This window comes from Kitasatospora sp. NBC_00458 (assembly GCF_036013975.1).
Lineage (GTDB): Bacteria > Actinomycetota > Actinomycetes > Streptomycetales > Streptomycetaceae > Kitasatospora.
In genome coordinates this window covers 5,978,446-5,999,905 of the sequence record NZ_CP107904.1, presented here as the reverse complement: position 1 = coordinate 5,999,905, position 21,460 = coordinate 5,978,446, and the positions used below count along the sequence as shown (strand labels likewise).

Genomic DNA, 21,460 nt, shown 5'->3' with positions numbered 1-21,460 from the left:
CGTCGGCGACCTGCGCCGACCTGTCCGAATTCTGCGGTTCTGCACTGCTTGTCACCCGCACAGTCTGACCCATGCCCGACGCCCGTTCGGGCATCGGGCCGGGATCAGCGCAGGACCGCGGAGACGCCCTGCGTCTCGCAGACCACCCGCCAGACGTCCTTGGCCTCCCAGCCGGCGTCCAGCGCCTGCCGGACCGTTCGGCCGCCCAGCTCGCTCATCACGTGGTCGGTGGCGAAGGACTCCGCGTACGCCTCACCGAAGTGCGCGTGCATCCGCCGCCAGAACTCCGTCAGCCTCATGCCCACCAGTATCCCGGACCGGCCCGCCGTCAGGACGGGGGGCGCCAGTCCGCCGCCACCAGTGCGTACTCGACCTCGCCCTGCTCACTGCCCGGGATCGCCTCGGGGTAATCCTCGTGGAAGGTCCGGACCAGGGAGAGCCCGGCCTTCTCCATCACCCGCCGCGACCCGTGGTTGACCGCCATCGTGTAGGCCACCACCCGCTCCACCCCGAGCTCGGTGAAGCCGCGGCGGACCAGTGCCCGGGCGCCCTCGGTGGCGTAGCCGTGCCCCCAGGCCGGGCGGCGCAGGCGGTAGCCGAGCTCGACCTCGGAGCGGTCGCCGTCCGGCGGCCGGAACTCGAACCAGCCCAGGAAGTCCCCGCTCGCCCGCTCCTCCGCGGCCCACCAGCCGAGGTCGCCGTACCGGCGGTAGTGGTCGAAGTACAGCGGCAGCAGGACGTTCTCGACGACCTCGCGCGGGGTGGGCCGGCCCCCGGTGAGGTAGCGCATCACCCCGGGGTCGCCGTCCAGCTCCTCCAGGCGGTCCGCGTCGGCGGCGGTGAAGCGGCGCAGCACCAGCCGCTCGGTGGTGACGAAGGGCTCCATCCCCCGATCCTCGCCCGCCCCGGTCCCACCCGTCACCCGGTTTTCCCCCGCCTTCCCCGCCTCCGCCCCCTGCTTCACGCGGCCGCCGCCCGCCCGCCGGGACACCGGCCCGCCGCGGCCCGTCAGCGCGGCAGCGTCAGCGTCCCCGCCCCGTAGTACTGCCGGTCGCCGCAGGCGTGCGGGCCGGGCGGGCAGGAAGCGGCCGCGGTGGCGGCCAGCAGGTCGGCGAGCCGGTCCGCGTCCCAGTCCGGGTGGAGCGCGGCGGCCACCGCGACCGCGCCGGTGACGTGCGCGGCGGCCATCGAGGTGCCGGCCAGCGCGGCGTACCGGCCGCCGGGCCAGTCGGAGACCACCGCCCCCTGCGCGCCGCCGTCGGGGTCGCCGCCGGGTGCGGCCAGCGAGACCCTGCCGCGCCCGTGGTTGGTGTACACGGAGGGGCGGCCGTCCCGGTTGACGGCGGTCACCGTGACCACGCCGGGCAGCTCACCGGGCAGCCGGACGCACTCGGGGCCGACGTACCGGGACTCGGCGGGGCCGGCGGTGCGGTCGTTCGGGCTGCGCTCGTCGGTGCGGGCGGCGCCGAGGTCCTGCCCGTCGTTGCCCGCAGAGGCGACCACCACGGCGCCCTTCCGGCGCGCGTAGTCGACGGCCCGGCCGACGGCGGCGGTCAGCGCGGCCTGGTCGCGGTCCGCCGGGCAGTTGTACTTCCACGGGTCCGCGAAGTAGCTGTTGTTGACGGCCTTGGCGCCGTGGTCGGCGGCCCAGAGCATCCCGCAGACGATGTTCTCGGCGTAGTACTGGCCGAGCGGTCCGAGCAGCCGGACGGCGGCGATCCGGACGCCGGGCGCGACCCCGCTGACGCCGCGGCCGTCCCGGGCGGCGCCGACGATCCCGGCGACGTGCGTGCCGTGCCCGCTCTCGCCGACCCCGTCGTCGGGGCGCCAGGCGCCGGTGCGGGCGTCGGGGCGGCCGTCGGCGCAGGAGGCGGACGCCCCGGGGTCGACGGCGGCGCGCAGGTCGGGGTGGGTGTCGTCGACGCCGGAGTCCAGCACCGCGACCAGCACCTTGCGCAGGGCGGGGGTCTCCGGGCCGCCCAGCAGGTTCGGGGTGGTGTCGCCGCCCGGGCCGGCGGCGGCTCCGAGCAGGGTGAGGTTCCAGGCGTCGTGCTCGGCCGGGTCGGCCACCGTGGCGGTGGTGTCGTCCCGGCCGTCCGCGCTCCCCGCCCGCACCGCCCCCGGGCCGAAGTCGCCGGCGCCGTCGAGCGGCCGGGGCGGGCCCGGTACCGGTGCCGTCCGGGTGGCGCCGACGGCGGCCACCCCGGGCCGGGCCCTGACCTCGTCGGCGAAGCCCCCGGCGGCGGCGTACGCGAGGACGGCGCCGATCTGCGGGTACTCCTGGACGACCTGTCCGCCGGCCGCGCGCGCCTCCGCCGCGGCCCGGGCGGCCCCGGCGGCGTCCGCCTGCTCGGCGAGGACCAGGTAGCTGAGGTACGCGCGGCCGGGCCCGGAGACGTAGGGCACGGCGCCGCCGACCACCAGGGCGGTGAGCAGCATCGCGAGCAGCACCCGGAAGGGGCCCCGGGCGCGGGGCCGGACGGCCCGGCCGGTCCGGACGCGGCCGGGACCGCGGCGGGACGGGTCCACCTGCGCCATGGCACGGTCTCCGCTCGTCGGTCCCGGTGGCCGTCCGGGGTCGGGCGGCCGCAGGAGGGGCTGATCTTCACAGGGACATCACAGGGTCTGAATCATCACCATATGGTCCGATTGTTCGTTTTGCCTTTCCAGCTCCACCGAACGGCCACCCGCCCCGCCGGTCCGCCCCGCCCGCGCCCGCCGCCCCCCGCACCGGCCCGTCCGCCGCCCGGGACGACTCGCCCGCCGGCCGCCCCCGCACCGGCCCCGCCGCTGTCAGTGGCACACGGCACCATGGGGGCATGGCGCCGCAGAACCAGACCCCGCCCCCGACCGATCCGCTGGCCGGCTTCGCCCCGGCCACCCGGGCCTGGTTCACCGCGGCCTTCTCCGCCCCCACCGCCGCCCAGGCCGAGGCCTGGCGCGCCATCGACCAGGGGACCGACGTCCTGGTCGTGGCGCCCACCGGCTCCGGCAAGACGCTCGCCGCCTTCCTCTCCGCGCTCGACCGGCTCAGCTCCACCCCGCCCCCGGCCGAGCCCGCCCGCCGCTGCCGGGTCCTCTACATCTCGCCGCTCAAGGCCCTCGCGGTCGACGTCGAACGGAACCTCCGCGCCCCGCTGACCGGCCTGCGCCAGGCCGCCGTCCGGCTCGGCCTGCCCGAGCCCGACGTCCAGGTCGGCATCCGCTCCGGCGACACCCCGGCCGCCGACCGCCGCCGCTTCGCCACCCACCCGCCGGACATCCTGATCACCACCCCCGAGTCGCTCTTCCTGCTGCTCACCTCCGCCTCCCGCGAGGCGCTGCGCGGCGTCGACACGGTGATCCTGGACGAGGTGCACGCCGTCGCCGGCACCAAGCGCGGCGCCCACCTGGCACTCTCCCTGGAGCGCCTGGACGAGCTGCTGGACCGTCCGGCCCGCCGGATCGGCCTCTCCGCCACCGTCCGCCCGGTCGAGGAGGTGGCCCGCTTCCTCAGCCCGGGCCGCGGCGCCACCGTCGTCCAGCCGCCCTCCGCCAAGGAGTTCGACCTGTCCGTGGTCGTCCCCGTCCCGGATCTCGACGACCTGCCCGCCGCCCCCGCCGTCGGCGCCGCCGCCGACGGCGACCCGGCCCGGCAGAACTCGATCTGGCCGCACGTCGAGGAGCGGATCGTCGACCTCGTCCAGGCCCACCGCTCGACCATCGTCTTCGCCAACTCCCGCCGCCTCGCCGAGCGGCTCTGCAACCGGCTGAACGAGATCGCCCTGGAGCGCGCCACCGGCGCCGCCGCCCCCGAGGACCACGCCCCCGCCCTGCTGATGGGCGGCTCCGGCGCCGCCAGGGGCGCCCCGCCGGTGATCGCCCGGGCCCACCACGGCTCGGTCTCCAAGGAGCAGCGCGCCCTCGTCGAGGAGGAGCTCAAGGCCGGCCGGCTGCCCGCCGTGGTCGCCACCTCCAGCCTGGAGCTCGGCATCGACATGGGCGCCGTCGAGCTGGTGGTCCAGGTCGAGTCCCCGCCCTCGGTCGCCTCCGGACTGCAGCGGGTCGGCCGGGCCGGCCACCAGGTCGGCGCGGTCTCCACCGGCGTCGTCTTCCCCAAGTACCGCGGGGACCTCGTCCAGTCCGCCGTGGTCACCGAGCGGATGCGGGCCGGCCGGATCGAGGCGCTGCGCATCCCGCGCAACCCGCTCGACGTCCTGGCCCAGCAGCTGGTCGCGATGACGGCGCTGGACACCTGGCCGGTGGACGACCTGCTCGCCGTGGTCCGCCGGGCCGCGCCGTTCGCGACCCTGCCGCAGTCCGCCTTCGACGCCGTGCTCGACATGCTGGCCGGCCGCTACCCCTCGGACGCCTTCGCCGAACTGCGCCCGCGCCTGGTCTGGGACCGGGTCGCCGGCACCGTGACCGGCCGGCCCGGCGCCCAGCGGCTCGCCGTCACCTCCGGCGGCACCATCCCCGACCGCGGCCTGTTCGGCGTCTTCATCGCCGGGACGGACGACAAGAAGGGCACCGGTGGGCGGCGGGTGGGCGAGCTGGACGAGGAGATGGTCTACGAGTCACGGGTCGGCGACGTCTTCACCCTCGGCACCACCTCCTGGCGGATCGAGGAGATCACCCACGACAAGGTGCTGGTCACCCCCGCCCCCGGCGTCCCCGGCCGGCTCCCGTTCTGGAAGGGCGACACCCTGGGCCGCCCGCTCGAACTCGGCCGCGCCCTCGGCGCCTTCACCCGCGAGCTCGGGGCCCTCGACCCCGAGGCCGCCACCGCCCGGCTCCGGCAGGCGGGCCTGGACGACTGGGCCGCCGGCAACCTGCTGGACTACCTCACCGAGCAGCGCACCGCCTGCGGCCACCTCCCCGACGACCGCACCATCGTGGTCGAGCGGTTCCGCGACGAGCTGGGCGACTGGCGGATCGTCATCCACTCCCCCTTCGGCGCCCAGGTCCACGCCCCCTGGGCGCTCGCCCTCGGGGCCCGGCTGCGCGAGAAGCACGGCCTGGACCCGCAGGTGATGCACGCCGACGACGGCATCGTGCTCCGCCTCCCGGACGCCGACCTGCTCGCCCCCGGCCTCGACTTCGACTTCGGCGCCCCGACCGGGAGGCCCGTCACCGACGACGCCCCGGTCGGCGCCGACGCCGCCCTCTTCGACCCGGGCGAGATCGAACAGCTCGTCACCGACCAGGTCGGCGGCTCCGCCCTGTTCGCCTCCCGCTTCCGCGAGTGCGCCGGCCGCGCCCTGCTGCTCCCCCGCCGCAGCCCGGGGCGGCGCACCCCGCTCTGGCAGCAGCGCCAGCGCGCCGCCCAGCTGCTGGAGGTCGCCTCCGAGTACGGGTCCTTCCCGATCGTGCTGGAGGCGGTCCGCGAATGCCTCCAGGACGTCTTCGACGTCCCCGGTCTGGTCGAGCTGATGGCGGACCTCGAATCCCGCGCCGTCCGGCTGGTCGAGGTCACCACCACCGAGCCCTCGCCCTTCGCCCGCTCACTGCTCTTCGGCTACGTCGCACAGTTCCTGTACGAGGGCGACTCCCCGCTCGCCGAGCGGCGCGCCGCCGCCCTCTCGCTCGACTCCCGGCTGCTCTCCGAACTCCTCGGCCAGGCCGAGCTGCGCGAGCTGCTCGACCCCCGGGTCCTCGCCGAGCTGGAGGCCGAGCTCCAGCGGCTCACCCCCGAGCGCCGGATCAGGGACGCCGAGGGCGTGGCCGACACGCTGCGCCTGCTCGGCCCGCTCGGCGAGGCCGAGCTGACCGCCAGGGGCGCCGAGCCGGTCTGGGCCCTGGAGCTGGAGGCCGCCCGCCGGGTGATCCGGGTCCGGATCGCCGGCGAGCACCGCTGGGCCGCCGTCGAGGACGCCGGGCGGCTGCGCGACGCCCTCGGCACCCCGCTCCCGGTCGGCGTCCCCGAGGCCTTCACCGAACCGGTCAAGGACCCGCTGGGCGACCTCCTCGCCCGACACGCCCGCACCCACGGGCCGTTCACCGCGGCGGAGGCCGCCGAGCGCTTCGGCCTCGGCGCGGCCGTGGTCACCGGCACCCTGCACCGGCTGACCTCCGCCGGCCGCCTGGTCCAGGGCGAGTTCAGACCGGTCGAGGGCCACACCGCCACCGTCGAATGGTGCGACGCCGAGGTGCTGCGCAGGCTGCGCCGCCGCTCGCTGGCCGCCCTGCGCCAGGAGGTCGAGCCCGTCCCTCCGCGCGCCCTGGCCGCCTTCCTGCCGCAGTGGCAGCACCTGGCCGGCCACCGGCTGCGCGGCCCGGACGGCCTGCTCCGGGTGGTCGAGCAGCTCCAGGGCACCGCGCTGCCCGCCTCCGCGCTGGAGAAGCTGATCCTCCCGGCCCGGCTCGCCGACTACTCCCCCGCTCTCCTGGACGAGCTGATGGCCGCCGGCGAGATCGGCTGGACCGGCGCCGGCGCCCTGCCCGGCAAGGACGGCTGGATCAGCCTGCACCTGGCCGAGAACGCCCGGCTGCTGCGCCCCGAGCCGGTCCCGCCCACCGTCACCCCGGTGCACACCGCACTGCTGGAGGCGCTGGCGGGCGGCTACGGCCTCTTCTTCCGCCAGCTGGTCGCGCACCTGCCGGACACCCCCGAGCCGGAGCTCGTCGAGGCGCTCTGGGACCTCGTCTGGGCGGGCTACGTCGGCAACGACACCCTCGCCCCGCTGCGCGCCCTGCTCGGCTCCGGCCGGACGGCCGGGTCCACCGCGCACCGGGCGCCCCGGGCCGTCCCGCGCGGCCGCTACGGCGGCGCGGGCCGCCCCTTCGGCCGGGCCGGCGGCGCGCTGCGCAGCGGTCCCCCGACGGTCGGCGGGCGCTGGTCGCTGCTGCCCGCGTTCAGCACCGAGCAGACCGTACGGGCCACCGCCCAGGCGCAGAGCCTGCTGGACCGGCACGGCCTGCTCACCCGGGGCGCGGTGGCGGCCGAGCGGGTCCCGGGCGGCTTCGCCGGGGTCTACCGGGTGCTCACCGCGATGGAGGAGCGCGGCCGGACCCGCCGGGGCTACTTCGTGGAGGGGCTGGGCGGCGCCCAGTTCGCCATGGAGGGCGCGGCCGACCGGCTGCGGTCGGTCAACGGCCGGCTGGAGCGGGCCGGGGCCGCCGAGTGGCCGGCCGCCCCGGCCGCCGAGCCGCCGCAGGCACTGGTGCTGGCCGCCGCCGACCCCGCCAACGCGTACGGCGCCGCACTGCCCTGGCCCGAACCGCCGACCGGCGCGGGCGGCGGCGCGGGTGACGGCGCCGCGGCCAGGGCCCACCGGCCGGGCCGGAAGGCGGGCGCCCTGGTGGTCCTGGTCGACGGCGAGCTGAGCCTCTACGTCGAGCGCGGCGGCAAGTCGCTGCTGGCCTGGCCGGAGGATCCGGCGACGATCGCCGCCGCGACCGGTGCGCTGGCCGGCGCGGTCCGCGCGGGGGCGCTCGGGAGCGTCACCGTCGAACGGGCCAACGGCGCCCCCGCCCTCGGCTCCGACCTCGGGGCCGCCCTGGAGGAGGCCGGCTTCCACGCCACCCCGCGCGGGCTGCGCCTGCGGCCTTAGGCCCTCTCCTCCGGATCCTGCCGGGCGCGCGAACGGCGAGGGCCGCGGTACCGGAGTCCGGTACCGCGGCCCTCGTACACGTTCCTCACCCGATCGGAGGCTCCGCCTCCAACCGGGCCGTCGTCTCACCCGTCCGGCGCCTTGACGGTCCGGTGGACAGCCGGTCGGCGTGGACCGGGATCAACCCGAGCCCCCACCCGCCGGCAGCCAGCAGGACCGGCACCGCGCCGCCGGTCAGTTGCCCGGGGGCGGCCAGCAACCACCAGCCGAGCCCGCCGGCCAGGACCGGCAGACCGCGGCGGACCGGCTGCGGCCACCGCCGTCGGAACCGTATTCGGGCCCCGGCACGCACCACCGCCGTTCTCCGCACGACCGCCCTCCTTCGCTCGCCCCGGGCACCAGGCGCCCGGGTGTCGAGGCCGGATCAGGCGGCGACCACGTCCATCGCGGCGGCCTTGGGCGACATGTTCGCCCGGTCGGCGCCGGGGGCGGGCAGCTGCACCGGTTCGAGCACCGGCCTCAGCAGTTCACCTTCGGAGAGGGTGGCCATCGCCGCAAGTTCGGCGAGCGACAGTTCGTCGCTGACCTCGCGCATGACCTCGGACATCCGGACGTCGAGTGCGTCGCAGATGGCGGAGAGCAGCTCCGAGGAGGCCTCCTTCTGACCCCGCTCGACCTCGGAGAGGTAACCGAGCGAAACCCTGGCGGCTGCCGACACCTCGCGGAGTGTGCGGCCCTGGCGCTGGCGCTGCCGACGCAGTACATCGCCCAGTAGGCGACGAAGCAGGATCATCGGTGCCTCCCTCCTCGGACTGCGGATCGAGATGTCACGTCCCCACCGTACCGCCTTGCCCGCTTCGCGTGCGGGGACCATGGTCGTGTTCACTCTGGGCTGCAAGGCTGTCCCCTCCCCAATTTCGGTGTCGCACCCGGGTCTGCGGGCACCTCGTCGTACCCTCCGGGCGGCACCCGGCCACCGCCGCGCCACTCGTTCGCCACCTGGTTTCTGCCCAACCAGGACCACCGGTGTAACACGATCCTCCAGCCGCACGATGCCCGTACGCCAGTTCGGCAGATCTCGGTTCGGTGGAGATCTTGGTGTACGGAGCTCCGGAGGCCCCCGGGCACCGCGGTGGCGGCCCCGGCGGCGCCCCGGCGGCACCGCCGCGGTGACGGGTCGGGCGAGCGGCGGGAACGGTGGCGGACGAAGACTCAGTGCGTGGGCGTACCGGACGGAAGCCGCCCGACGAGCAGCTCCAGAGCGGCGGTCACCGCCCTGTGACGGATTGTGGCACGCTCCCCCGACAACCGGGGCGAAGTGACCAGACTTCCCCCGGGGCCCGCGACCGCGAGGTATACGGTGCCCACCGCCTGCCCGTCCTGCGGGTCCGGACCGGCCACTCCGGTCGTCGCGACCCCGTAGGTGGCACCCAGCAGCTTCCGCACGCCCTCGGCCATCTGCCGGGCCACCACCGGGTGGACCGGCCCGCTGACCTCCAGCAGGCCCTCGTCGACCCCGAGCACCGAGGCCTTCAGCTCGGTCGCGTACGCGGTCACCGAGCCCCGGAAGGTCGTGGACGCCCCGGGGACGTCCACCAGCGCGGCCGCCAGCAGCCCCCCGGTCAGCGACTCGGCGACGGCCACCGTGCCGCCCTCGGCGCGGAGCGCGGCGTGCGCCCGCTCCGCCAGCCCGTAGTCCGCCGGGCCGTGGTCCGCCGGCCCGCGGTCCGCCGATTCGTGCCCCGCCGATTCGTGCCCCGCCGATTCGTGCCCCGCCGGCCCGGCCCCCGCGGCCGTACCTGAGTCGGTTCTGCCGTCCGTCGCAGCTCTGCCACTCATCCCGACGTCCCTCCCTCGCACCCCGGGCCCGCCCCGGAGTACCCGCCATTGTGAGCCCGGCAGGCCCCCGGAGCCCCCCGCCTCGACGGGCGGAAACCGGATCGACCGCGATCGACCGCCGGTCGGCCCCGGTCCGGCCGGAGGCGGCGCGGCGGGGTCTCAGCGCCCCGTGCGCGCCGCCAGTCCCTCGCGCCGCATCCGCAGGGCCTGCCCGATGTAGTCCAGCGCGGTGCCGATGGTCAGCAGCACCGCGAGGCCCATCAGCACGGCCCGGGCGGTGGCCAGCCAGCCGGTCAGCTCCAGGACGTACATCCCGACCGCGATGCCCTGGGTGAGCGTCTTCAGCTTGCCGCCCCGGCTGGCCGGGATCACGCCGAAGCGGATCACCCAGAACCGCATCAGCGTGATGCCGAGCTCGCGGGCCAGGATCACCACGGTGATCCACCACGGCAGGTCGCCCAGCACCGAGAGGCCGATCAGCGCCGCGCCCATGATCGCCTTGTCGGCGATCGGGTCGGCGATCTTGCCGAAGTCGGTGACCAGGCCCTTGCGGCGGGCCAGCTCCCCGTCGAACAGGTCGGTGATCATCGCGACGGCGAAGGTGGCCCAGGCCACCGAGCGCCACTTCGGGTCGTGGCCGCCGTCGGCGAAGAGCAGCGTCACGAAGACCGGCACGAGCAGCAGCCGGAGCATCGTGAGCATGTTGGCGATGTTCCAGATCCCCGGCGACGGCGGCACCGCGGCCTCCGGTCTGCCCGGGTGGGCCGCGGCCGGGGCGCCGGGCCCGTGGGTCATTCCCCTGCTCCCGGTGCCCGGCGGACGCGCACCTGCTCCAGCGCCTCGGCGACCAGGTCGACGCCCTCGCTGGCGACCACCCGGGCGCGGTAGAAGCCGCCCACCTCGGGGTGCTCGACGCCGGTGAGCGTGGTGATCCCGTCGGTCTCCGGGGCCTGGTGGGCGGCGCGGCCCTCGACCAGGTCGCCGTCGACCGACTCGACCAGCACCTCGACCTCGGTGCCGATCCGCTGCTCGGCCCGCTGGGCGGTCATCTCCTCGGCGAGCCGGCTGAGCCTCGCCAGCCGGTCCGCGACCACGTCCTCGGGCAGCTTGTCCTGGTAGCCGGCGGCCTCGGTGCCCTCCTCGTCGGAGTAGCCGAAGACGCCGATCGCGTCCAGCCCGGCGCCGGTGACGAACCGCTCCAGCTCGGCGAAGTCCGCCTCGGTCTCGCCGGGGAAGCCCACGATGAAGTTGGACCGGGCACCGGCCTGCGGGGCCTTGGAGCGGATCGTCCCGAGCAGCTCCAGGAACTGGTCGGTGGAGCCGAAGCGGCGCATCCGGCGGAGCACCGCCGGCGCCGAGTGCTGGAACGAGAGGTCGAAGTAGGGCACCACGTCCGCGGTGCCGGTCATCGCGTCGATCAGCCCGGGGCGCATCTCGGCGGGCTGCAGGTAGGAGACCCGGACCCGCTCGACGCCGTCGAGCTCCGCGATCTCGGTGAGCAGCGTCTCCAGCAGCCGGATGTCCCCGAGGTCCTTGCCGTACGAGGTGTTGTTCTCGCTGACCAGGACGACCTCGCGGACGCCCTGCTCGGCCAGCCACTGGGCCTCGTGCAGCACGTCGGAGGGGCGGCGGGAGATGAACGAGCCGCGGAAGGCCGGGATGGCGCAGAAGGAGCACCGCCGGTCGCAGCCGGAGGCGAGCTTGACGGAGGCCACCGGGCTGTCGTCCAGCCGCTTGCGCAGGGTGCGCGGCCCGGAGGCCGGGGCGAGGCCCTCCGGGAGGTCCTCGGGGGCTCCGTGGCCGGGCAGGGCGACCTCGGCGGCGGCGGCCTGCCGCTCGACCGGGCTCAGCGGCAGCAGCTTGCGGCGGTCGCGGGGGATGTGCGGGGCGTGGTGGCCGCCGGAGAGGATGGTCTGCAGGCGGTCGGAGATGTCCGAGTAGTCGTCGAAGCCGAGCACGCCGTCCGCCTCGGGCAGCGCGTCGGCCAGCTCCTTGCCGTACCGCTCGGCCATGCAGCCGACCGCGACGACCGCCTGGGTGCGGCCGTGGCCCTTGAGGTCGTTGGCCTCCAGCAGGGCGTCGACGGAGTCCTTCTTGGCGGCCTCGACGAAGCCACAGGTGTTGACGACGGCGACATCGGCTTCGGCGGCGTCGTCCACGAGCAACCAGCCGTCGGCTTCCAGTCGCCCGGCGAGTTCCTCGGAGTCCACCTCGTTGCGGGCGCATCCGAGCGTGACAAGGGCGACAGTACGGCGTTCAGGCATAGGGCCAAGATTAACGCGCGGCCGCCGGAGCCGTTCGCCCCGGAGGCCGCGCGCCTCGCTCCACGGGTTCCGGCCCGGCCCGGACGCCCCCTGCGATCAGCCCGCCTGCGGGTCTCCCGGGGTGTACGTGACGTGCACCACCTGGCCGTTCTTGCCCGCCGGGCCGAGGTCCTTGCCGTTGACGTACACGTGCACGGCGCCGGCGTTGCCGATCACCAGCTTGATCTGCTTGGGGTCGGTGAAGGTCTGGTCCTGACCCTCCTCGATGTTGTTCTGGTACAGCGACTTCCCGTTGCCGTCGACCGCCGACACCCAGCTGGTGTCCTTCTCGGCGACCAGCTTCACGGTGACCTTGTCGGCCGGGGCGGCGGCGATCGCGGCGGCGCTGGGCACCGGAGCGGGCGGCTGCACGGTCGGGGTCGGCGCGGGCGCCGCCGGGGCGACCGAGCCGGTCCCGGAGCCGGAGGGCAGCGGGGCGCTGGCCGAGCCGGTGGTGGTGGCGGTGGTGGTCTTGCCGCTGACGAGGTTGAAGCCGATCAGCCCGACCACCGCGACGATCGCCGCGACCATCGCGGCCGTCCAGTTCGGCCGGCCCCGGCCCGGGACCTTGATCGGCCCGCTCTCGATCAGCTGGGTCGGCCGCCGCGAGGCCGGGGAGCCGCCGTGGTCGGCGTCGTACCGGGCCACCAGGGCCTCGCCGTCCACGCCGACCACCTGCGCGATCGAGCGGATGTGTCCGCGGGCGTAGAAGTCGCCGCCGCAGCGGGCGAAGTCGTCCTCCTCGATGGCGTGGACGAGCGGCACCCGCACCCGGGTGGCACCACTCACCTGATCCACCGTGAGCCCGGCCTCGATCCGGGCGGCGGACAGCACCCGGCCGATGCTCGGCGCATCGGCCGTCTGTTCCGCGGCCCCGGGGGGCAGGGCGGACGACGGGGCGTTCTCGCGGTCGGGGGACTTGCCGATGGTCACGGTGCACGCCTTTCGAGCGGTGGGCCACCTGCTGGGGAACAGTCTAGGGGCGCGGGCGGATCGTTTCTCAAGCGGAACAGGACCGAATGCGTCCGGCCGGCCCGACGCGGGGCCGGGCGTGCACTGACCGCCCGTCAGCACGGGGGGTCACCGCCGCCGGAGCACCCCGGGCCCGGCCGCGCGTCCGGTGTGGCTCATGGGACGCGGTACGCACCCGATCGGTTCCGCACCGGGCGCCTACCCCCGTCCGTACGGGTGAACACCCTCCCGCCGCCCCTGGTCCGCCGGGCACCGGGCGGCCCGGGGGCACGGCCCCGGAGCGGCGGGAGTCCCCGCCCGGGCGGCCGCACCCGACGGGGTGCCCGCTGCTCCGGCCGGGGGTCCGTCAGCCGCGGATGGTGACGATCACGCCGTCCAGTTCGTCGGGCTTCACCAGCACGTCGCGGGCCTTGGAGCCCTCGCTCGGACCGACGATGCCCCGCGACTCCATCAGGTCCATCAGCCGGCCGGCCTTGGCGAACCCGACCCGCAGCTTGCGCTGGAGCATCGAGGTGGATCCGAACTGGGTGGAGACGACCAGCTCGGCCGCCTGGATCAGCAGCTCCAGGTCGTCGCCGATCTCCTCGTCGATCTCCTTCTTCGGCCCGCCGCCGACCGTCACGTCGTCCCGGTAGACGGCGGACAGCTGCTCCTTGCAGTGCTTCACCACCGCGGCGATCTCCGCCTCGGTGACGAACGCGCCCTGCATCCGGACCGGCTTGCTCGCCCCCATCGGCAGGAACAGCGCGTCGCCCTTGCCGATCAGCTTCTCGGCGCCGGGCTGGTCCAGGATGACCCGGGAGTCCGCCATCGCCGAGGTCGCGAAGGCCAGCCGGGACGGCACGTTGGCCTTGATCAGGCCGGTGACCACGTCGACCGAGGGCCGCTGGGTGGCCAGCACCAGGTGGATGCCGGCCGCGCGGGCGAGCTGGGTGATCCGGACCACGGAGTCCTCGACGTCCCGCGGGGCGACCATCATCAGGTCGGCCAGCTCGTCGACGATCACCAGCAGGTACGGGTACGGCGTCAGCTCGCGCTCGCTGCCGAGCGGCGGGGTGACCGTGCCGGCCCGGACGGCCGCGTTGAAGTCGTCCACGTGCCGGAAGCCGTACGCGGCGAGGTCGTCGTACCGCATGTCCATCTCGCGCACCACCCACTGGAGGGCCTCGGCGGCCTTCTTCGGGTTGGTGATGATCGGCGTGATCAGGTGCGGGATGCCCTCGTACGCGGTCAGCTCGACCCGCTTGGGGTCGACCAGCACCATCCGCACCTCGTCCGGGGTGGCCCGGGCCAGCACCGAGGTGATCAGGCAGTTGATGCAGGAGGACTTCCCCGCGCCGGTCGCGCCGGCCACCAGGATGTGCGGCATCTTGGCGAGGTTGGCCATCACGGTGTGGCCCTCGACGTCCTTGCCCATGCCGACGACCATCGGGTGGGTGTCCTCGGCGGCCGTGCGCGAGCGCAGCAGGTCGCCGAGGTTGACCATCTCGCGGTCCCGGTTCGGGATCTCGATGCCGACCGCCGACTTGCCCGGGATCGGGCTGATGATCCGCACGTCCGGGCTGGCCACCGCGTACGCGATGTTCTTGCCGAGGGCGGTGATCCGCTCGACCTTGACGGCCGGGCCGAGCTCGACCTCGTAGCGGGTGACCGTCGGGCCGCGGGTGAAGCCGGTCACCCGGGCGTCCACCTTGAACTCGGCGAAGACGCCGGTGAGCTGGGCGACCACCTCGTCGTTGAGGGCGCTGCGGGCCTTGGCCGGGCCGCCGCGGTCCAGCAGGTCGAGCGGGGGGAGCGCGTAGGTGAGGCCGGCCGAGAGCTGGAGCTGCTCCATCCGGACGGGCGCCGGGCCGTGCTCGTCGGGGGCGGCGTGGCCGCCGGTGCGGGCGGCCGGGACGGCCGCCTCCTCGGGCGGGGCGGTGCGGTCCTGCACCTGGTGCATCATGTCCGCCACCGCCGAGGAGGCGGGCACGCCGTAGACCAGCGCGCCGTCCAGGTCGGCGGCGGCGCCGGCGGCGAGGTCCCGGGTGGCGTACGGGTCGGCGGCCTCCTCGGCGAAGGGGTCCGGTTCGGCGGCCGGCTCCCCGGTCGGCTTGCGCCTGCGGCGGCGCCGGCGGGCGGCCACCTCGTCGAGGCCGTCACCGTCGGTGTCCACCGTGAAGGGCAGCGCCGACGGGTCGGCGTCCTCGGGCGGCTCGTTGGAGAGCTCGCGCTCCGGCGTGCGCCCCCCGGTTTCCGCCTCCTGCGGCCCCGGTTCGACCACGCCCAGCCGGACCCCGACGGCGCGCACCCGCTCGCCGATCCGGTTGACCGGGGTGGCGGTGGTGACCAGCAGGCCGAAGAAGGCGATCAGCAGGAGCAGCGGCACCGCGAGCGCGGGCCCGGCGGCGGCCATCATCGGGGTGGAGGCGGCCCAGCCGATGATCCCGCCGGCCGTCCTTATCCGGGTCGCCCCGCTGCCCATCATGGGCGCGCCGCAGCCGATGTGGACCAGGCCGAGCACCCCGACCAGCAGCGTGCTCATGCCGATCATGATCCGCCCGTTGGCCTCCGGCAGCTCCGGGTGGCGCATCAGCCGGACCCCGACCGCGGCCAGCAGGAACGGCACCAGCGCATCGAGCCGGCCGAACAGACCGGAGACCACGTTGGTGGCCGCCTCGCCCAGCCAGCCCTGCGGGCTGAACCAGGTGCCGGCCGCGGTGACCAGGGCGAGTGCGAGCAGCAGCAGGCCGACGCCGTCCTTGCGGTGCGCCGGGTCCAGGTTCTTGGCGCCGTCGCCGAACCCGCGGAAGACCGCGCCGATGCCGTGCGCCGTGCCGAGCCAGACGGCGCGCACGGCGCGGAAGAGTATCGGCCGGGGTGCGGGGGGCGCCGGGGCGGCGGGCTTGGCCGCCGTCTTCTTCGCGGGGGCGGCCTTCTTGGCCGCCGCCTTCTTCGCTGGCGGCTTGGCCGGAGCCTTCGCCGCGGCCTTCTTGGACGGTCCCGGACTCGGGTTGCGTGCCGCGCTTCCGGGCGTGCGTGTGGCCATGGGTCAGCAGCCTACCGGGGTGCGGGACCTGTGCCCACGTCGTCGGACCGGGGTGCCGGGACGTGTCGCAGACACACCGTCACACCGGTCGCGGTTCACCCGGACGAAGGAACGGACCGGCGCTCTCCGCCCCGCTTTCCGCCCCCTCCCAGGCGTCCCGGGGCGGGCCCTAGCCGGCGCCGGGGCGCAGTGCGTCCAGCGCGCGCCGCAGTCCCGCGAGCTTGCGCTCCAGGTGCGCCGCGGTGGCCGCGACCCCGCTGTCCTCGGTGCCGTCCAGCTGCTTGGTCAGCGCCTCGGCCTGCTCCTCGACAGACGCCAGCCGCGCCGACAGCTCGCCCAGCAGCGCACCGCCGATGGCCGGCTCCGCCCCGCTCTCCTCCAGCTGCAGCCGGAGCAGCGCGGCCTGCTCCTTCAGCTGGCAGTTCTTCATGTACAGGTCCACGAAGACCGAGACCTTGGCGCGCAGCACCCACGGGTCGAACGGCTTGGAGATGTAGTCGACCGCACCGGCCGCGTAGCCGCGGAAGGTGTGGTGCGGCCCGTGGTTGATCGCGGTCAGGAAGATGATCGGGATGTCCCGGGTGCGCTCGCGCCGCTTGATGTGGGCGGCCGTCTCGAAGCCGTCCATCCCGGGCATCTGCACGTCCAGCAGGATCACCGCGAAATCGTCGGTGAGCAGCGCCTTGAGCGCCTCCTCACCCGAGGCCGCCCGGACCAGGGTCTGGTCCAGCGCCGAGAGGATCGCCTCCAGCGCCAGCAGGTTCTCCGGTCGGTCGTCGACCAGGAGGATCTTCGCCTTCTGCATCACGACGCGCCCTCCTGTCGCCTGCCTACCTGGGGAAGGCACCCGCGTACTGCCCACCACTACCCCGGTCATGCTAGCCGCACCCCCTCGCCCGGCACATCGCTCCGTCACCTCTGGGTCCGGAGCGGCACGCACACAGTGCACCGGCGCACGCTCACCAGCGAGTCGCCATCCGGTCACTGTTCGCAACGATCGGTGACCCTACCCGGTTCCCGCCCCTCCCCGCCAGCAAACCGCCCGCCGCACCGGCGTGAACCCCGGAGCGAACCCCGGAGTTCACGCCCCCGACACGGTACCTACCGCTTCCGGGCGGCCAGCCACTCGTGCATCACCGAGAGCAGGTGGTCGGTCTCCACCGGCTTGGTGATGTGGTCGGTGGCACCGGCCTCCAGCGACTTCTCCTTGTCGCCCTTCATCGCCTTGGCGGTCAGTGCGATGATCGGCAGACCGGCGAACTGGGGCATCCGGCGGATCGCCTCGGTGGTCGCGTAGCCGTCCATCTCCGGCATCATGATGTCCATCAGGACCAGCGCGACGTTCTCGTGCTGCTCCAGCATCTCGATGCCCTCGCGGCCGTTCTCCGCGTACAGCACCGTCAGGCCGTGCTGCTCCAGCACGCTGGTGAGCGCGAACACGTTGCGGACGTCGTCGTCCACGATCAGCACCTGCTCGCCGTCGAACCGGGTGTCCGCCCGGCCCGAGCGGCGGGCGGCCGGCGCCGACTCCGCGGAGCGGCCGTCGGGGGCCCCGCCCTCGGCGGGCAGCGCCTCCAGGGCCGCGGCGCGGCGCCGCTCGACGGCGCCCCGGCGGCGGACCTCGGCCAGCTCGCGGACCTCCTGGGCCCAGTGGTCGGCCGGGTTCTCGCCGACCGGCACCGGCGTCCCCGCCGGGGTCACCCCGACCGCGGCCCGCGGCGCCTGGCCGGCCCCGGCAGCGGCCTCCGGGGCCTCGCTGCGCAGCGGCAGGTACAGCGTGAAGGTGGAACCCTTGCCCAGCTCGCTCTCGGCGTGGATCTCGCCGCCGAGCAGCCGGGCGATCTCCCGGCTGATCGACAGCCCGAGGCCGGTCCCGCCGTACTTGCGGCTGGTGGTGCCGTCCGCCTGCTTGAACGCCTCGAAGATCTCCCGCAGCTTGTTGCCGGGGATGCCGATGCCGGTGTCGGAGACCGCGAAGGCGATCAGCGGGTCGTCCGGCGCCTGGATCGCACCCGCCTCCAGCAGCCGCTCCCGCACGTGCTGCGGGACGTCCGGGCCGGCCGGGGTGATCGAGAAGTCGACGGCGCCCGCGTCGGTGAACTTCACCGCGTTGGAGATCAGGTTCCGCAGCACCTGCTGGAGCCGCTGCTCGTCGGTGTGCAGGGTGACCGGCAGCGCCGGCGAGACCCGGACCCCGAACTCCAGGTTCTTGTCCAGCGCGACCGGCTGGAAGGTGGCCTCGACGTAGTCGACCAGCTGGACCAGGGCGATCCGGGCCGGGCGGACGTCCATCTTCCCGGCCTCGACCTTGGAGAGGTCGAGGATGTCGTTGATCAGCTGGAGCAGGTCCGAGCCCGCACCGTGGATCGTGTCGGCGAACTCGACCTGCTTCGGCGAGAGGTTGCCCTCGTTGTTGTCGGAGAGCAGCTTGGCCAGGATCAGCAGCGAGTTGAGCGGCGTGCGCAGCTCGTGCGACATGTTGGCGAGGAACTCGCTCTTGTACCGGGAGGCCAGCGCGAGCTGTTCGGCGCGCTCCTCCAGCACCTGCCGGGCCTCCTCGATCTCGCTGTTCTTGATCTCGATGTCACGGTTCTGCTGGGCGAGTTGCTCGGCCTTCTCCTGCAACTCCTCGTTGGTGCGCTCCAGCTCCTCCTGGCGGGCCTCCAACTCGGCCGACCGCATCGAGAGTTCGGCGGTCAGCCGCTGCGACTCCAGCAGCAGTCCCTCGGTCTTGGTGTTGACGCTGATGGTGTTGACGGTCACGCCGATCAGGTCGGCGATCTGGTTGAGGAAGTCCAGCGCGACGGTCGTGAACGAGCTGAAGGTGGCCAGCTCGATCACCCCGAGCAGCCGGCCCTCGAACAGCACCGGCAGCACCACGATGTGGGCCGGCGAGGCCTCGCCCAGCCCCGAGGCGATCTTCAGGTACCCGGGCGGGGCCTCCTTGAGGATGATCGCCCGCTTCTCCACCGCCGCCTGGCCGATCAGCGACTCGCCGGGGCGGAAGGTGGTCGGCATGGCCCGCCGCTGGTAGCCGTAGCTGCCGATCAGGCGCAGCACCGTGTCGTTCTCGTCGTCGTCCTCGGTGATCAGCTCGGCGGTGCGGCCGGCCGGCTGGGCGAGGAAGAAGGCGCCGTGCTGCGCCGAGACCACCGGGGTGAGCTCGGTCATGATCAGCGAGGCGACCGCCTCCAGGTCCCGGCGGCCCTGCAGCAGGCCGGAGATCCGGGCCAGGTTGGTCTTCAGCCAGTCCTGCTCCTGGTTGGTGCGGGTGGTCTCGCGCAGGTTGGCGATCATCTGGTTGATGTTGTCCTTGAGCTCGTCGAGCTCACCGGCGGCGTCCACGTCGATCCGCAGCGACAGGTCGCCCCTGGTCACGGCGGTCGCGACCTGCGCGATCGCACGCACCTGCCGGGTCAGGTTGTTGGCCAGCTCGTTGACCGACTCGGTCAGGTCCTGCCAGGTGCCGTCCACGCCGGGCACCCGTGCCTGGCCGCCCAACCGCCCGTCGGTGCCCACCTCGCGGGCGACCCGGGTGACCTCGTCGGCGAAGCCGGAGAGCTGGTCGACCATGGTGTTGATGCTGGTCTTCAGCTCCAGGAACTCGCCCCGCGCGTCGACGTCGATCTTCTGCGACAGGTCACCCCGGGCCACCGCCGTGATGACCAGCGCGATGTTCCGCACCTGGCCGGTCAGGTTGTTGGCCATCAGGTTGACGTTGTCGGTCAGGTCCTTCCAGATCCCGGCCACGCCCGGCACGCCCGCCTGGCCGCCCAGCGTGCCGTCGGTGCCCACCTCGCGGGCCACCCTGGTCACCTCGACCGCGAACGCCGACAGCTGGTCCACCATGATGTTGAGCGTCCCGGCCAGCGCCGCGACCTCGCCCTGCGCCTCGATGCTGATCTTCTTCGAGAGGTCGCCGCTGGCCACCGCGGTCGCCACCTCGGCGATCTTCCGCACCTGGCCCGTCAGGTTCGACGCCATGAAGTTGACGTTGTCGGTCAGGTCCTTCCAGATGCCCGACACCCCGCGCACCCGGGCCTGACCGCCCAGGATCCCCTCGGTCCCCACCTCGCGCGCCACCCGGGTGACCTCGTCGGCGAACGCCGACAGCTGGTCCACCATGGTGTTCACGGTGGTGACCAGCTCCAGGATCTCCCCCCGCGCGTCGACGGTGATCTTCTTCGAGACGTCCCCGCGCGCCACCGCCGTGGTCACCTCGGCGATGTTGCGGACCTGGCTGGTCAGGTTGTTGGCCATCAGGTTGACGCTGTTGGTCAGGTCCTTCCAGGTGCCGGACACCCCCGGCACGCTCGCCTGACCGCCGAGGATGCCCTCGGTGCCGACGTCCCGGGCCACCCGGGTCACCTCGTCGGCGAAGGCGCTCAGCTGGTCCACCATCGTGTTGATGGTGTTCTTCAGCTCCAGGATCTCGCCGCGGGCGTCCACCTGGATCTTCTGCGAGAGGTCGCCGCGGGCGACCGCCGTCGTCACCTGCGCGATGTTCCGCACCTGATCGGTGAGGTTGTTCGCCATGAAGTTGACGTTGTCGGTCAGGTCCCGCCAGACCCCGGCCGCGCCGGGCACCTGCGCCTGGCCGCCCAGCCGCCCCTCGGTGCCCACCTGGCGGGCCACCCTGGTCACCTGCTCGGCGAAGCCCGAGAGCTGGTCCACCATCGTGTTGATGGTGTTCTTGAGCTCCAGCATCTCCCCGCGCGCGTCCACCTCGATCTTCTGCGAGAGGTCGCCGCGCGCCACCGCCGTCGTCACCTGCGCGATGCTGCGGACCTGGCCGGTCAGGTTGTCGGCCATGAAGTTCACCGAGTCGGTGAGGTCCCGCCAGACCCCGGCGACGCCCGGCACCTGCGCCTGACCGCCGAGCCTGCCCTCCGTCCCCACGTCCCGGGCCACCCGGGTCACCTGCGCCGCGAAGCCGTTGAGCTGGTCCACCATCGTGTTGACGGTGTTCTTCAGCTCCAGCATCTCGCCGGCCACCTCGACCGTGACCTTGCGGGACAGGTCGCCCTTGGCCACCGCCGTGGTCACCTGCGCGATGTTCCGCACCTGCGCGGTCAGCCGGCCCGCCATCGTGTTGACCGAGTCCGCGAGGTCCTTCCAGCTCCCGGACACGCTGCGCACCTTGGCCTGGCCGCCCAGCTTGCCCTCGGTGCCGACCTCGCGGGCCACCCGGGTCACCTCGTCGGTGAACTCCGACAGCTGGTCCACCAGCCCGTTGACGGTCCGCCCGATCTTCAGGTACTCGCCGCGCAACGGGTGGCTCACCCCGTTGCTGTGCAGCGAGCGCAGCTCCATCTTCTGGTCCAGGTCGCCCTCGGCGATCGACGCCAGCACCCGGCCCACCTCGGCCATCGGCCGCGCCAGGTCGTCGATCAGCGCGTTGCAGTTGTCGACCGCCGCCATCCAGGCGCCCTCGCCAGCACCGGTCTCCAGCCGCTCGTTCAGCCGGCCCTCGCGACCCACCGCGCGCCGCACCCGCGCCAGTTCACCCGTCAGGTGCTGGTTCCGCTCGGCGACCTCGTTGAACACCGCGGCGATCTCCGCCAGCGGCCCGTCCCCCGGCACCGTCAGCCGGCGCCGGAAGTTGCCGTCGCGCATCGCCGTCAGCGCCGACAGCAGCTTGCGCAGCTCGGCCGGCTCCGCGCCGCGGCTGTGGTTGGCACGCCGGCCGGCCGCGCTCCGCGGCGCGGCCCCGGAGCGTCCGCCACGCTGGGCGGGCGGCGTCGTACCGGTTGCGTCCTTGGTGGCCGAACTCAACGGGCCCCTCC

General features: G+C 74.3%; 12 protein-coding genes. 1 reads left to right on the top strand and 11 read right to left on the bottom strand.

Translation table 11 applies throughout. The features are described from left to right. Positions 1 to 104 precede the first annotated feature (104 nt). From OG550_RS25040 to OG550_RS25030, 3 genes are all read right to left on the bottom strand, one after another. Positions 105 to 299: a DUF3046 domain-containing protein gene (locus OG550_RS25040; protein ID WP_327681126.1), complete on the bottom strand. Its 195-nt coding sequence runs from the start codon at positions 297 to 299 to the stop codon at positions 105 to 107. Between the two features lie 29 nt (positions 300 to 328). Next, positions 329 to 886, bottom strand: a complete 558-nt coding sequence (locus OG550_RS25035; protein WP_327681125.1) for a GNAT family N-acetyltransferase — start codon at positions 884 to 886, stop codon at positions 329 to 331. A 122-nt stretch (positions 887 to 1,008) separates the two neighbouring features. After that, complete coding sequence (locus OG550_RS25030) at positions 1,009 to 2,538, bottom strand: S8 family serine peptidase (RefSeq protein ID WP_327681123.1); 1,530 nt, start codon at positions 2,536 to 2,538, stop codon at positions 1,009 to 1,011. Positions 2,539 to 2,819: 281 nt separating this feature from the next. Between OG550_RS25030 and OG550_RS25025 the strand changes: the two genes are divergently transcribed. Next, positions 2,820 to 7,532 carry an ATP-dependent helicase gene (locus OG550_RS25025; RefSeq protein ID WP_327681120.1) on the top strand — a complete coding sequence of 1,571 codons (4,713 nt, stop codon included), beginning with the start codon at positions 2,820 to 2,822 and terminating at the stop codon, positions 7,530 to 7,532. Positions 7,533 to 7,956: 424 nt separating this feature from the next. Here the strand turns inward: OG550_RS25025 and OG550_RS25020 are convergent, their stop codons facing one another. The 8 genes from OG550_RS25020 to OG550_RS24985 all read right to left on the bottom strand — a co-directional run bounded on the left by OG550_RS25020 (position 7,957) and on the right by OG550_RS24985 (position 21,320). Continuing rightward, positions 7,957 to 8,325, bottom strand: a complete 369-nt coding sequence (locus tag OG550_RS25020) for a helix-turn-helix domain-containing protein (RefSeq protein ID WP_327681118.1) — start codon at positions 8,323 to 8,325, stop codon at positions 7,957 to 7,959. 419 nt (positions 8,326 to 8,744) lie between these two features. Continuing rightward, the gene (locus OG550_RS25015) at positions 8,745 to 9,221 is read right to left on the bottom strand and encodes a CinA family protein (RefSeq protein ID WP_327684120.1); all 477 of its coding nucleotides are present in this window, start codon (positions 9,219 to 9,221) and stop codon (positions 8,745 to 8,747) included. Between the two features lie 309 nt (positions 9,222 to 9,530). Next, the gene (gene pgsA / locus OG550_RS25010; RefSeq protein ID WP_327681117.1) at positions 9,531 to 10,166 is read right to left on the bottom strand and encodes a CDP-diacylglycerol--glycerol-3-phosphate 3-phosphatidyltransferase; all 636 of its coding nucleotides are present in this window, start codon (positions 10,164 to 10,166) and stop codon (positions 9,531 to 9,533) included. Continuing rightward, a complete protein-coding gene (gene rimO, locus OG550_RS25005) occupies positions 10,163 to 11,635 on the bottom strand; it encodes a 30S ribosomal protein S12 methylthiotransferase RimO (protein ID WP_327681115.1) in 1,473 nt (490 codons plus the stop codon). Before rimO ends, pgsA begins: the two co-directional genes overlap by 4 nt. Before the next feature lie 96 nt (positions 11,636 to 11,731). Then, on the bottom strand, positions 11,732 to 12,607 hold the full coding sequence (locus OG550_RS25000) for a helix-turn-helix domain-containing protein (protein WP_327681114.1): 876 nt from the start codon (positions 12,605 to 12,607) through the stop codon (positions 11,732 to 11,734). Between the two features lie 385 nt (positions 12,608 to 12,992). Further along, entirely contained in the window at positions 12,993 to 15,674 is a 2,682-nt protein-coding gene (locus OG550_RS24995) for a DNA translocase FtsK (RefSeq protein ID WP_327681112.1), read from the bottom strand. A gap of 169 nt (positions 15,675 to 15,843) precedes the next feature. Continuing rightward, positions 15,844 to 16,482, bottom strand: a complete 639-nt coding sequence (locus OG550_RS24990) for a response regulator (RefSeq protein ID WP_327681110.1) — start codon at positions 16,480 to 16,482, stop codon at positions 15,844 to 15,846. A gap of 293 nt (positions 16,483 to 16,775) precedes the next feature. Continuing rightward, positions 16,776 to 21,320, bottom strand: coding sequence for a HAMP domain-containing protein (locus OG550_RS24985; RefSeq protein WP_327684118.1), 4,545 nt, complete (start codon positions 21,318 to 21,320; stop codon positions 16,776 to 16,778). Positions 21,321 to 21,460: the final 140 nt, after the last annotated feature.

Excerpts from the sequence above, each read along its gene's own strand:
- OG550_RS24995 (WP_327681112.1), bottom strand. The coding sequence starts at position 15,674 with ATGGCCACACGCACGCCCGGAAGCGCGGCACGCAACCCGAGTCCGGGA.
- rimO (WP_327681115.1), bottom strand. The coding sequence starts at position 11,635 with ATGCCTGAACGCCGTACTGTCGCCCTTGTCACGCTCGGATGCGCCCGC.
- OG550_RS25035 (WP_327681125.1), bottom strand. The coding sequence starts at position 886 with ATGGAGCCCTTCGTCACCACCGAGCGGCTGGTGCTGCGCCGCTTCACC.
- OG550_RS25030 (WP_327681123.1), bottom strand. The coding sequence starts at position 2,538 with ATGGCGCAGGTGGACCCGTCCCGCCGCGGTCCCGGCCGCGTCCGGACC.
- OG550_RS25040 (WP_327681126.1), bottom strand. The coding sequence starts at position 299 with ATGAGGCTGACGGAGTTCTGGCGGCGGATGCACGCGCACTTCGGTGAG.
- OG550_RS25025 (WP_327681120.1), top strand. The coding sequence starts at position 2,820 with ATGGCGCCGCAGAACCAGACCCCGCCCCCGACCGATCCGCTGGCCGGC.
- OG550_RS25020 (WP_327681118.1), bottom strand. The coding sequence starts at position 8,325 with ATGATCCTGCTTCGTCGCCTACTGGGCGATGTACTGCGTCGGCAGCGC.
- pgsA (WP_327681117.1), bottom strand. The coding sequence starts at position 10,166 with ATGACCCACGGGCCCGGCGCCCCGGCCGCGGCCCACCCGGGCAGACCG.